11 protein-coding genes are annotated in these 11581 nt (G+C 64.7%); 1 reads left to right on the top strand and 10 read right to left on the bottom strand.

Annotation, left to right across the window (positions count from 1 at the left end; all coding sequences use genetic code 11):
- Positions 1–271: 271 nt before the first annotated feature.
- From ACFV57_RS01890 to ACFV57_RS01855, 8 genes are all read right to left on the bottom strand, one after another.
- Complete coding sequence (locus ACFV57_RS01890) at positions 272–481, bottom strand: hypothetical protein (RefSeq protein WP_385224615.1); 210 nt, start codon at positions 479–481, stop codon at positions 272–274.
- Between the two features lie 2 nt (positions 482–483).
- Positions 484–666 (bottom strand): hypothetical protein, encoded by a 183-nt coding sequence (locus tag ACFV57_RS01885; protein ID WP_385224613.1) that lies wholly within the window; start codon positions 664–666, stop codon positions 484–486.
- Positions 667–791: 125 nt separating this feature from the next.
- Complete coding sequence (locus ACFV57_RS01880) at positions 792–2699, bottom strand: AAA family ATPase (RefSeq protein ID WP_385224611.1); 1908 nt, start codon at positions 2697–2699, stop codon at positions 792–794.
- Positions 2700–2849: 150 nt separating this feature from the next.
- Positions 2850–3416 carry a hypothetical protein gene (locus ACFV57_RS01875; protein ID WP_385224609.1) on the bottom strand — a complete coding sequence of 189 codons (567 nt, stop codon included), beginning with the start codon at positions 3414–3416 and terminating at the stop codon, positions 2850–2852.
- A 528-nt stretch (positions 3417–3944) separates the two neighbouring features.
- Positions 3945–5630: a hypothetical protein gene (locus tag ACFV57_RS01870; protein WP_385224607.1), complete on the bottom strand. Its 1686-nt coding sequence runs from the start codon at positions 5628–5630 to the stop codon at positions 3945–3947.
- Positions 5631–5736: 106 nt separating this feature from the next.
- The gene (locus tag ACFV57_RS01865; protein WP_385224605.1) at positions 5737–6978 is read right to left on the bottom strand and encodes an AAA family ATPase; all 1242 of its coding nucleotides are present in this window, start codon (positions 6976–6978) and stop codon (positions 5737–5739) included.
- A gap of 336 nt (positions 6979–7314) precedes the next feature.
- A complete protein-coding gene (locus tag ACFV57_RS01860) occupies positions 7315–8373 on the bottom strand; it encodes a hypothetical protein (protein ID WP_385224603.1) in 1059 nt (352 codons plus the stop codon).
- A 98-nt stretch (positions 8374–8471) separates the two neighbouring features.
- Complete coding sequence (locus ACFV57_RS01855; protein WP_385224601.1) at positions 8472–9317, bottom strand: hypothetical protein; 846 nt, start codon at positions 9315–9317, stop codon at positions 8472–8474.
- A gap of 270 nt (positions 9318–9587) precedes the next feature.
- On the opposite strand from ACFV57_RS01855, the gene ACFV57_RS01850 reads away from it, so the two are divergent.
- A complete protein-coding gene (locus ACFV57_RS01850; RefSeq protein WP_385224599.1) occupies positions 9588–10058 on the top strand; it encodes a LysM peptidoglycan-binding domain-containing protein in 471 nt (156 codons plus the stop codon).
- Positions 10059–10300: 242 nt separating this feature from the next.
- On the opposite strand, the gene ACFV57_RS01845 is transcribed toward ACFV57_RS01850, so the two are convergent.
- The gene (locus ACFV57_RS01845) at positions 10301–10747 is read right to left on the bottom strand and encodes a hypothetical protein (protein ID WP_385224597.1); all 447 of its coding nucleotides are present in this window, start codon (positions 10745–10747) and stop codon (positions 10301–10303) included.
- A gap of 261 nt (positions 10748–11008) precedes the next feature.
- Complete coding sequence (locus tag ACFV57_RS01840) at positions 11009–11527, bottom strand: hypothetical protein (RefSeq protein ID WP_385224595.1); 519 nt, start codon at positions 11525–11527, stop codon at positions 11009–11011.
- Between the last annotated feature and the right edge of the window lie 54 nt (positions 11528–11581).

The following is an 11581-nucleotide window of genomic DNA, read 5'->3' as shown; positions in this document are numbered from 1 at the left end:
GTTCGTCAGCTGACGAACCCCGCCCGTTCTCCTCTCAACCCACCCGTCAGGGGCCGTTAGGCCCCTGAATCCGGGGTATGTGGCGAAGCCACGCCCCGGATACCGCGCGCTACCCAGGCGCGCGGTCGTTCATCAGCGGCAGCTCATCTCACTTCGAGGCTGAGTCCGAGCGCCGGTCGGGACCATCGACGGCAGTATCGCCGGCATCGAGATCCCAGGGGCAGACAAGGAAGGCGCACCCGGTGAGGAGTGCGCCCGATGCTCCGGCGGCTCAGTCGGCTGGTTCAAGGTGCGACCAGTGAACGACCCACAGGTCCTTGATGCCGTCAGAGTCCGGCTCGATCTGCTCGACCCACGCGCCGCAGTCCGTGGCAGTGGCGATGCCGTCGTCGGTAACTCCACGACGACCGACGACCTTGAACATCTCTCCGGTGCGGGTGTCTTGAACGGTCATGCCGCTCTCGCACTCGTTCCACTTCATGATCACGCCTCTTCGTACGCGTCGGTGCTGACAGGGGCGTGCCCCTCGCGCACGATGCGCGCATACTCTGCATACGTCTCGCCATCACATGACCAGCCGCTGACCACGGTGCGACCGAACACCTGCACCCGCGCAGGAGACTCGGCCAGGGAGTATCCCCCTCCCACGTTCTGCCAGTACTCCACTTGCTGCCCTTGTGGGGACGTTGCGTTGAGGGTCCTTATCCAGGTCATAACGAACAGAGACCGCCCTTCCTGAGCAATGAGAGTGTGCGGGGGTGAGGTACGTCCGGTGCGATGCAGATGGCTGATCAGTCGTCCGACGGGGATGCCGAGGCTGTGCCGCCGTTCTGGGCAGCGAGCAGGTGGTCCTCGATCCAGATGCGGACAGCCTTGCGCGCCGGGCGCGCGCCCTGGGAGTCCACGTAGGTGGCCTCTTCCATGGCGCGCAGCTCGTCGTCGGGCATCACAGCAGGCAGTACCTTGGCCAGCCGCGGCTTGGCTTCGACAATCCGCTCGCGCTGCCGCCCGTAGTCGGCGGCCATGATCTGCCGGTATGTCTGCCGGTCGATGGGGTTGAACCCCACGACCAGTGTGAACCGGCCCAGCAGCTCGGCGTCGAAGAACTGCTGCAACGCCTTGGTGAGGCTCTGGTTCGAGATGCTCTTCGGGTTGTTGCCGAAGCCGATCATCTTTCCGTCGAACGCATCACGGGCGGCATTGGTCGTGCAGATGACCAGGGCTTTGGAAAAGTCCAGTATCTTGCCATGGGCGTTGCGGATGTAGCCCTCGTCGAACGCCGAGAGGAACAGGCGCTGCACGGCCTTGTCGGCCTTTTCGAACTCGTCGAGCAGGATTACCCGGTGGGGGTTGGATTCCAGTGTGTCGAACGGAAGCTCCTGGTTGGAGTCCGATCCGACGTAGCCGGGAGGCGCGCCGATGATCTTCGACGTCGACCACGCGGAGTGGAACTCAGTCATGTTCAGGATGATCGGCTTGGTACCGGTCATTTCCTCGGCGATGAGCTTGACCGTCTGGGTTTTACCCACGCCCGATGCTCCGGCGAACAGCCAGGTCGTGGGCGTCTTCGTCGGGAACAGGTTGAGCTCTTCGCGTGCCAGACGGTCGGTGAGCTTGGCGAGCACATCATCCTGGCCCTGGATCCGGCTGGTGAGCGTAGCGCTCAGCGCGGCGACGTCGAGGTCCTTGCGCTGGGCGTTTCCCGTCATCAGGCGTTTGGCGACATCGAGCACACGGGTGTCCGTCAGCGGCACCTGCGGGATGGACCGCAGGGTCTGCGCGAGTGCCGTATCGCCGGCGTTCTCGGCCTGGACGATGAGCTTCTTCTGCTCCAGGACCCGGTCAGCCATCGCCCGGTCGAGCAGGGTGATGGCGTTGTCCGGGCGGTGCTGGCCTGCGCGCGAGTTCGCTTCGGCGATCTGCACCACCGAGGCCAGGACGTCGTCGGAGGCTCCGATCTGATGACGGTAGTGGGCCATCAGGCCGGGGCGGACCATGGTCAATACGGCCAGCGTCTGCTCCATGCTCAGCTCGTCGACGATGAGCCGGGTGAAGCGGCGGGCGAAGGCCGGGTCCTCGTCGAAAGCCCGAGACTCCGTGCTGGTGGTCGCACCGATGACGGACATGTCGCCGCGGGCCAGGGCCGGCTTGAGGATCTGTGAGATCTTGCGGCCCGTCGCATCGCCGTGACTGCCGGACCCTCCGGTGATCTGGTGGATCTCATCCATGAACAGGATGGCCTTGTTCCTGGGGTCCGAGGCGAACTCGACGATCGCCTTGACCTTCTCCTCCAGTGCACCGGCAATGCCGGTCCCGGCGATGATGTTGGCGATGGGCAGCTCGTAGATCGTGTGGCCCTTGAGCTGATCGGGAATCAGAGTGTCGCCCAGCGCGATGCGCCGCGCGATGTCCTCGACGATCTTCGTCTTACCGACGCCGGCGGAACCCACCAGCAGAGCGTTGGGCTTCGTCTTGCTGATCACGACCGAAAGGACCTGCTCGATGAGCGTGTCGCGGAACATGGTCGGATCGGCATTCTTGAACTTCTCGTTGTAGTCGACGAGGAGCTCCTTGACGTCATTGTCGCTGCCACAGCTGGACGGCAGTCCCACGGGCGGGAACTGCGGAGGGGAGCTGCCGCCACCGCCGCTGCCCTTGTCGTCGTCGGAGCCGCCGGGTGTGAAGTTGCTGAGACCCACCGGGTCCTCCTTCGGTGCGGGTCGCTCGGCGAGGTGACGCGCTGGGCGATGCACCACGGTGCCCCGAGCAGGGATATGGATGAGTGAGAGGGAAAGTCAGGGTTCGTCAAAAGCAGCACTGCTCTTGACGGTTTTCGAGGAGCGGCATAATCAGCTGACCTCGATATCACCTGGCACGGTGGTGGGCGCAGGCTTGGTGAGCGCGGCGGCAACCTCTTTGAAAGCGGCGACCGCCGTGTGAAGATAAGCAACGATCTCCGCGGCGATGTCGGCCGGGGTTCCGAGTTCTTCCGTGTCTTGGGCGTGGATGTCGCGCGCAGGCCAGACCATGGGCCGTGCGTCGGCCGGCCGGATGGCAGGAATGGCGACGAGGAAGGTGCCGGTGGTTGTCCCGGACTGGGCGAACGCCCGGGCCGGAAGTGCTTCGGCGAGACCACCGCGCTGTTCCACAAGGTTTCGGAAAGCTGCGGTGCTGCCGGTCTGTTCAGTGACGGTCCACCACATGACCGACACCAGCACCCCATCCGGTTTCAGGAACCGTAGGGCATGGGTAACGTGGGCGATGTCGGTGCCACGGGTGAACGGTGGGTTCATCAGCACCCGGTCGAAGCGAGGTTCGGCAGGGACGGTGAGGAAGTCAGCGACCCGTACCCGGCGCGCTATATGCGTATCGGACAGGGCGGCGGCGTATCCGGGGTCCCGTTCGATGCATTCCATGATCGCACCGCGGGCTGCTGCGGCTGCGGCACCGGATCCGGATCCGGATCCGGATCCGGCAGACGGTTCCAACACGGTCATGCCGGGCTCAAGGGCGGCCAGAGCGATGAGCTGGTCGACAACGGATTCGGGTGTGGGGAAGTACTGAGCGAGGGTGATGTTTCTCCCTTAGGGTCACAACCTCACCGGTGGCAAGCACTGGGGCGAGCGCCTCGGCGGCGTGGACGGGGCAGAGGTGCGCACCCTTGGGCTTCACCCATCGACCGCCGACCGCTTCGAGGACCTCGTTGACGCGCTGGTACAGGGTGGGAGCCAAGCGGGCGCCGACGAGCCTCAGGCGATGGTCATCAGTTTTGGTACGGCCTGGCAGGACTGCGAACACGTCCCAGGGGATTCGCATCGGATGTTCCTTCGGTGCGGATTGCCCGGCGTGTTGGATGAGAGAGGCTCAGGGCCGCCAAGAGCAGTGTCACCGCGGGAGTTAGTCGCATGGCACCGCTCTTGGCTGTTCTTGAGGGGACGCAGGAGTCAGACGACCATGCCGAGGAGCCTCTGCCGGATGCTCGGGTCGATGTGCTTCATCGAGTCGGCGTAGCGTTTGGCGAGGTCCACCATGTGCGACCAGTCCATGGCGGAGCACGGCGCGTAGTACAGGTTCTTCGGGTGGTCCTGACGCGTGGACGGCGGCGCCCAGTCGAAGTCGGTGACCATGAGCGAGAGCCTGCGCTGGCGCACCGGGCTGGCGTTGATGTATTGCCAGATCTGCGTGTACTCGGTTCCGCCCGACACCTTCGGGATCCTGCGGAACTCCTTCCAGATCTGGGCCGTCGACTTGTTCTTTGTGCGCAGCATCACCTCCTGGGACAGGAAGTGGCTGAATGAGTTGAAGTACAGGTTGATGTTGAGCTTCTTGGCGATCCGGATGAGCATCATGACCGCCTCCTGGTAGTTCTGCTCGGAGATCGAACCGGAGGTGTCGATGTAGATGTGCAGGTCGGGCATGTACTGCACCGAGGTGATCCGGCCGGGCTTGTTGAAGTCGTCCGGGTTCCGGCGGCTGGCCTTGAGGAAGGTCGCGTTCGTCGTGCGGAAGATGTTCTGCGACTTGTTGACCTTGCCCATTCGACGCAGTACACGGGTGACGTCCTTGAACAGGTCGAGCTTGCTCGGCGGCTGCTTGCGGAACGACACCCGGGCGCTACGGGTGCCAGGCTGGCCCGGTTGCTGCTTGGATCCCAGGGCGGCGGCCCGGGCGGCGGCTCGTGGCAGCGATGTGAGCTTGGACAGCGACGTATTCGAGACGACCTTCACCGGCGAAGCCAGCGACTGGTTGATGAGGTTCCACTCCCCCATGATCTTCGCCGCAGTGGCACGGGCGTGGGCCTCGACGTTGACCAGGACGAGGGAGCGCGGGCAGAACAGTTCCCCGACCGTGAACGGCAGGACGCCGGTGTCCAGGGCGGTGTTCTGCTGGCCGGCCTGGGCCCGCTGCTGCTCGACGTAGTTCATGAGCATGTGCACGAGCACGCGAGCGAAGGAGTGTTCATCATTGGCGTCAGAGTCGTCCTTGCGCACCAGCAGTGACTCGGTGAGCCGCTTCAAGGACAGGGCTGTGAAGTCGTTGAGCAGCTTGGTGGTGGCCGGCGGCAGCGCGCTGGCCATCGTCTGAGTTTGGTGGGACAGCCAGATCTTGAAGTCGTCGAAGGCGGCGGAGGACTGGAACCAGAAGCCGAGGGTGTCGGGGTGGAAGGTGTAGGCGATCGAGGCGAAGAAGGCGCTCTCGTCGCCGGTCCCCGCCAGCAGAGCTTTCGAGGCCGGGAGGACATCAGCCTGGACGGTGTAGAGCACCTGCGGGGAGGGAGCGGGCATCTTGTTCTGCTGCCCGGCCTGGACGGCGAAGAGCTCGGCAACCGGCAGCGGTGTGCCCTGGTCGAAGTTGATCAGGGTCTGTCCGAGCAGTTCCTTGACCGTCTGCTCGCTGGCCACGTTCAGCGTGTCGCCGAGGCAGCTCAGGACCAGATCCGGGATGTCCCCCGTCAGATCGGCGCCTTGGGCGTCGGTGATGCTTGCCGGGGCGTTGGGGTTCAATGGCTTCAGCAGCGGGTCGATGAGGGTCTGCTGAATCGCCGGCGTCGGGTCGTAATCACCGGTGCACGAGATGGTGTGCAGTGCGTCGAGTACGGCCGGCTTCTGGTTCGTGACGGTGATCGTCAAGGGTCGTGGCCTCCTTCTGAGGATAAGGCAGCAGAGCGCTGCCCGTGGTGGGGAGTTGCAGGAGGGACGGCAGTCCGCGGCAGGTCCACCACCGGTGAGCGAGCGATCAGAGGAAGGCCGAGAGGATCGGCTTGGCCTGGTTGGCGATCGGAGCGTCGATCTCCATGAAGGCCTCCAGGTTCTGGCGGTCGATCTGCTGGCCGGTCACCATCTCGATGAGCGTGCGGGTGTGTTCCGGCTCGATCTGGGTGATGGCCTGGGCCAGCTGCTCGATGAGGCGCGCGTTGTCCTTGTTCTCCTTGAGTGCGTACAGCAGCGAACCGGACTTCTCGTTGTCGGTCAGCTTCGCGATGACCGCGGTCATGTCGGTCATGGTCGCTGCGCCCTTCAGGCTCTGGTAGCAGTTCGGCTTCGGGACGTTCACCCGGTTGTGCTGCACTCCGCCGGCGTTGTTCGCCAGGTCCTGGGAGATGGTGGCCACGAGCTGAGTGGTGAACATGGTGTCTCCGACATAGGCCTCGATGGCCTCGTTCAGCAGCGAGGTCTCGCGGTCGCTTATCTGGATCGGGGTGGCCAGGTACTGCGCCAGCTGCTGCGGGTCAGCCGCGTTGAGCCACTTCGACAGGTTGTCGATGGTGCGCGGCGTGGTGAGCTGGTTCATCTCCTCCCCGCCGTCGAACAGATCGGCCATGGTGACGTTGCCGTCGTCGTCATCGTCCTGACCGTCGGCGACGATGGCCCCGGGCGTCGACTTCTGGAAGATGAGCGCGGGGTACTGCGTGAGCACCGTCTTCACCCAGGGGTTCAGGTTGTCGCCGAGGACGGACATGAAGGTGGCGGCGTCGGGCTCGACGTGGAAGATGGCGAAGCGGGACAGGCTTGCCTCGTCGAGCGAGGTGACGTTGCCCCTGTCGTTGCCGGCCACCACGATGCGCACGTTCTTGGGCAGCTCGACGTACCCCATGCGGCGCAGCGTGACCAGGGTGAGAGCGCCGGAGGTGACATCGGAGGTGGTGCGGTTGACCTCGTCGAGGAAGAGGATCGGCCACTCACGCGGGTTCTTCTCGGCGTAGTCGATGCACTCCTGGATCACCTGGTGCGGGTAGAAGACCTGCTTGTAGCTCTGCGTGCCGTCATCCTTGGTGTACGGCACCAGGCGCGCACCGGTGAGGTCGGCTTTGTCGGCAAGCTGGTTGCACGGCAGCGTGAAGGCCTGCGTGCCCATGGAGTAGGCCAGGTCCTCGACAAAGCTGGACTTGCCGATACCGGGTTCGCCCATGAGAGCGGGCGTCGCACCGACCTCAAGGGACTGCTTGATGAGGGTCACTAGGGTCTCGTTGAACTTCATCTCGATGTCTTTTCTGTGTGTAGGCGAGAAAGAGAGAGAAAGAGAAGAGATGTCGGAGGACGGCGCTGCTGCTCTCGGCGTCGCCGAGGCTGCATAGGTCTGAACTGTCTCCTGTAGCGCGGGCCGCGACGTCGGAGCCTGGCGGAGACCTGCACTCCCTCCTTTGGTGGCGATGGAGCCCCGCTGCGCATCGCCACCCGATCGCGCTCCGCGCGATTCAGCGCCGTCCCCCACCTGTGCTCGGCCCCGCCGCAGCACCCGTCACCCACCCCACCCGCTGCCGGAGCCAGCAGATGAACCAGGAGCGGAAGCAGGCTCGGGAACACACACAGAGCGTCAGTTGGTCGACGAGGAACGGGCTTCGCGGTCAGCCACGAGCGCAGCCGCCCGGTCGAGGAGGAAGGGCCGGCCGTTGCGCCGCTCGCTGTGCTTGGGGCGCGCAGGGATGACGTCGAGCGCCGCCTTGTAGAGCAACCACACGGTGTCGCTTGTCGAGTACTCGACGCCGAGGGCGCTGTAGGCGCGCAGTTGCGTCCGCATCCGGTCGTAGAGCGAGGCGAGAACCGAGAACTCCCAGCGGGACATGTCGTGGTTGAAGTCGCCGGGATCCCGGAGCTGGTGGTGTGCACTGGCCAGGGCCTGCTCGACGATGACCTGCGAGTACGGGATGTCGGGCATGTCCTCGGCGGTGTCGACATCTGATGCTGAAGCACCGGAGCTCTCCTTGGCGTTCACGGCCAGCTGCGCGTAGAGGTCCTCGATGGAGGCGAAGGCCGGTGCGATAGTTGCTTCGTTGACGTGATCGACGATGCGATCGGGCACTGGCTGGCGGGTGAAGGTCGACCAGTGGTCCAGGAGCAGCTCGTACCAGCCGTGTTCCTCACGCAGGACGCGTTTGCCGGCGGCTACGGGGAAGTCGTGGAAGTTCTTCGGCAGCGGCATGACGAGATGGAAGCCCTGGCCGGACATCGACAGCTCCGAGTAAAGGATGCCCGGCAGCCGCAGCAGGTCTGTGGCCAGACCTGGCGGGCAGTCGGCCTCGATGTCGAGGACGAGCAGCCCGTCTGTCTGGGCTTGGAGGTAAAAGGCGGTGTTCGCGGCGTTCGGTATCGCCGTGGTGAGTTCGTCGAGGGTGAGCAGGCAGGTCTCGTCCAGGGCGAAGGCTCCGCGCAGTGGGCCGACGTGCTGACAGCTGGACGTGCAGCCGGCGAGCAGGTGCCGTACGTCGATCGGGGCCTTGCACTTCGGTGGCTCGGTGGGATCGCCGGAGGACTTTTCCCCGATCTGTCCGGAGATGGTCCACCGACAGGCACTGGCGAGAGTGCGGATCGCGGGGTTGCCGTAGAACTGCGGAAACCAGGCATGAGGGTCGGCTGGAGTCATCGTGGGACGCATGCTTTCGATCGAAGCGAGAGATCAGGCGGGGGGATGAAGACGAGACCCCCGTACTGCACGGATGCGAGTACGGGGGTCTCCTCGATGGTCAGCATGGATCAGCCCTGATAGGTGATCCCCTCCTGCTGGGCCGGGCCGGAGCCGCCCCAGGGGCCGGTGGCCACGGGCGAGCCCACGGCCGAACCAGCGTCCTTGAGGGATGCGTTCTCGTCCTCAAGACGCGCGAGCTTCTGCTCCAGGGTCTCCTGCTGGGCTGGAGCCTGCGCGGCCACGCCCACAGGTGCGGACGCCGGCTGCGGGGCCGGAAAGGACAGGCCGTCCTCGACTTCGGTCATCACCGGAAGGGCAGGGGCAGTACTGGCAGGAGTGGCCTGAACAGGGCGCGGCGTACCATTGAGTACGATGCCACGCGCCGCCAGCTCAGCCTGGTCGACCCCGGCAATGTAGTAGCGCGGCGCCTCGTGAACGATCACCTGTTCGATGGCCAGACCGCGGTTCTTGAAGTTCTGCGGCTTGTAGGTGCGCAGCACGAGCGTGACGTCGAGGCCCTGCGCAAGCTCCCGGCCGGACTCGTCCTGGTCGTAGGTGCCGTCACCCTTCTCAGAAGGGACCGCGATGATCGGCAGGCTGCTGCCCTTGGAGTCGATGGAGTAGTTGGGTCCGGTTTCGGGCCGCTTCGGTGAATCGTAGCGGCGCTCGGAGACGAACTGTTCCTCGACGGTGGGGTTGTTCGGATCGGCGAACTGGACCTCCGCGTGAATGATCGTCGCAGTGGTGTGCGGCCTGCCGACGGGGGTCATGCCGTTCTTCGTCTTGCGCTCGTCGCTGGCGACGAGCTCCGCGCCCTTGATGAGGCGGGCGAGTACGGCGAAGCCGAGCTTCCCGCGGATGAAGACGTTCTTGCCCTCGGTGATCTGGTCGGCGGAGATGGAGTAGTTGGCCATGGCGGTGCGGTTCCTTCGTTCGGTCTGGCGGTCGACGGTTCGGGGGCCCATCGGAGAGCTATTGGACAGGATTCGGACTACCATCCAATTCCTTATGCTATCAACTCCGGTTCGCCTATGAGTAGAATGTTGATGTCGGACTGAATGGTTGTTTGCGCTATTCACAGAGGAGTTGAGACAGGGATGATGGCTGCGATTCAAAGGCCAGTGGGGACTGCGCCGAAGCTGTCGGCGCAGACGAGTGCAGCTGCCGGAAGCCACGCCGGCCCGATGGGCTTCGGCAACGGCCCCGTCATCGCCGCCGGCATCATGGTGGGCGCGGCTGCGCTCTTCGCCGGGTGGGGTCTGACGCAGCTCGCGATGTCCGACGGCGGCTTCATCCAGGCGCTGCAGGGCAATCACGCTCCGGTCGAGGCACCGGAGAACCCCGGCGAGACGAACGCCGGAGACGGCAGCGCCCAGCAGCCGAGCGAGGGTGGCGCAGGGAAGCAGGACGAGAGCGGGGCGAGTCAGGACCCGACGCCCGGTCGCGGCGACGAGGACAAGTACAACGAATCGGGTGCACCGGCCGAGGCAAAACCCGCGCCGAAGGCCAAGCCGTACACCATCAAGCCCGGCGATACGCTCACCGCGCTCTCGGGAGCGACGGGGGTGCCGATCGGCATTCTGGTCGAGACGAACAAAATCCAGAATCCGGATCTCATCTACGCGGGGGCTTCGCTGCTCATCCCGCCGGTGTGACGACCCGGCAGGGTGGTAATGCCGTGTACCGAGCCTGATTCGCGGCCCTGATCACCACGAGGCAGTCAGGGCGTTGTCTTCTCAGATGGATGGGACTGGGCGAAACCAGAGCCCTGGTCCTGCCCCAGGCCGGCCTTTTGGAACGGATCCGGCCCGTCAGACACCTTTGCAGCCAGCCCCGCGTGGCGGCGGACTCCGCCGACGACGAGGGGGGGGGAGACGGTGGTCCCTCGAACTCCGGGCTACGCGTAGTAGCTCACCCTGATCCATTCGGGCTCGCTGGCGCGGGTCCGTAGTTCCAGCACGGACAACGCCCGCTTCAGGGCCTTGTCGTACTGGGATGCGGCGCTCATCGACGCGGAGTCCACTTTGAGGGGCCCGTTCTCGGGCTCGTGGACGACGGCCGCCAGGATATGCCCGTCTTCTTCCCTCCCGATCGAGTACGTCCGAAGAAGCAGCGCCCCCAGGCCATTCGCCACCAGCCGTTTTGCCGCCGCGGCGGCGAAGTAGTCGGAGTGGTTCTCCTCGCGCATGTCCTCAGTCTCCCACGGCACGCGCGGCATCAGAAACGATGAACCGTCGACGTCGGTGTACCGGACCAGCTCGTTCGTCAGCCCTTCCCAGTTGTCGGCCGGGCCGCCCAGGCGGTACCCGTACATCAGGGCTTCGTGATTCTCGATAGCACCCATGGCGTTCTCCTCAGTTCGATCCAGTTGGGGTTGGCCGACGCTCTCGGGTCCATCGTGGCGGCCGGTTGGTGTGCCGCCCCGGAGAGTGAACCGGTCTACGCATGCCTCCTCGCAAAGCACTCCGCCTGGATTCGGCACCCGGATCAGCTGTGCTGATCCCCCCTCATTGCGAAAATGCAGCACTGTGGCATCGCCAGAAATCGGACAACCCCGCCGACTAGGCCGTCAGCGGGGTTGCCTGAGGTACGAGGTCACGGTCATTTACGCCGCATCAGTCTCATCGGACTCACCCCGGCCAAACAGGAAATTGCGGACCTCGCCGTTCTTCACCATGTCCTGCAGATGCGCCAGGAACACCTTACGCTGCGTGGCCCGGCGATCGGCCAAGGGGGCGTACTCGCGCAGTACCTTCAGGTTGACGACCCAGCCGTCCTCACGAGAGATGGCCTGGTCAAGCTGAGAGGCCGGTACGACGTCCATGCCGGTGAAGTCGTGGTCGAACTCGAACGCGATGTCGAGGCGTTGATCGGGCTCGTCGATGTAGAGCGTGTCGACGCCGACCTGCTGGCCGGCCTTGTCGAATGCCACGAGGAACACACGGTCAGCCCTGGCGGTGTTGTCGACGTGGACCGCTGCAACATTCGTGTCACCGATGAAGCTCGTCTGCTCAAACCGTTCGTGCACGCGGGCACGAGCCTCATGGCACCACATGATGCGCCGGGCTTCGTTGAAGCCTTTGAACTCGTCAGAGTTGGACGCCTCTGGGCGAGGGTGGATCATCGTTGCGCTCCTTCATATGCGAGATCCGGGAGGTTTGCGATGCCAGGGGGCGTA

The organism is Streptomyces sp. NPDC059788, from assembly GCF_042732265.1.
Taxonomy (GTDB): Bacteria; Actinomycetota; Actinomycetes; order Streptomycetales; family Streptomycetaceae; genus Streptomyces.
Note: the sequence above shows the minus strand (reverse complement) of the source record. Positions and strands in the feature narration are given on the sequence as shown.

Bases quoted from the DNA above. Each gene is read 5' to 3' on its own strand.
- ACFV57_RS01890 (WP_385224615.1), bottom strand. From the start codon at position 481: ATGAAGTGGAACGAGTGCGAGAGCGGCATGACCGTTCAAGACACCCGC.
- ACFV57_RS01875 (WP_385224609.1), bottom strand. From the start codon at position 3,416: ATGGAATGCATCGAACGGGACCCCGGATACGCCGCCGCCCTGTCCGAT.
- ACFV57_RS01865 (WP_385224605.1), bottom strand. From the start codon at position 6,978: ATGAAGTTCAACGAGACCCTAGTGACCCTCATCAAGCAGTCCCTTGAG.
- ACFV57_RS01860 (WP_385224603.1), bottom strand. From the start codon at position 8,373: ATGCGTCCCACGATGACTCCAGCCGACCCTCATGCCTGGTTTCCGCAG.
- ACFV57_RS01855 (WP_385224601.1), bottom strand. From the start codon at position 9,317: ATGGCCAACTACTCCATCTCCGCCGACCAGATCACCGAGGGCAAGAAC.
- ACFV57_RS01850 (WP_385224599.1), top strand. From the start codon at position 9,588: ATGGGCTTCGGCAACGGCCCCGTCATCGCCGCCGGCATCATGGTGGGC.
- ACFV57_RS01845 (WP_385224597.1), bottom strand. From the start codon at position 10,747: ATGGGTGCTATCGAGAATCACGAAGCCCTGATGTACGGGTACCGCCTG.
- ACFV57_RS01840 (WP_385224595.1), bottom strand. From the start codon at position 11,527: ATGATCCACCCTCGCCCAGAGGCGTCCAACTCTGACGAGTTCAAAGGC.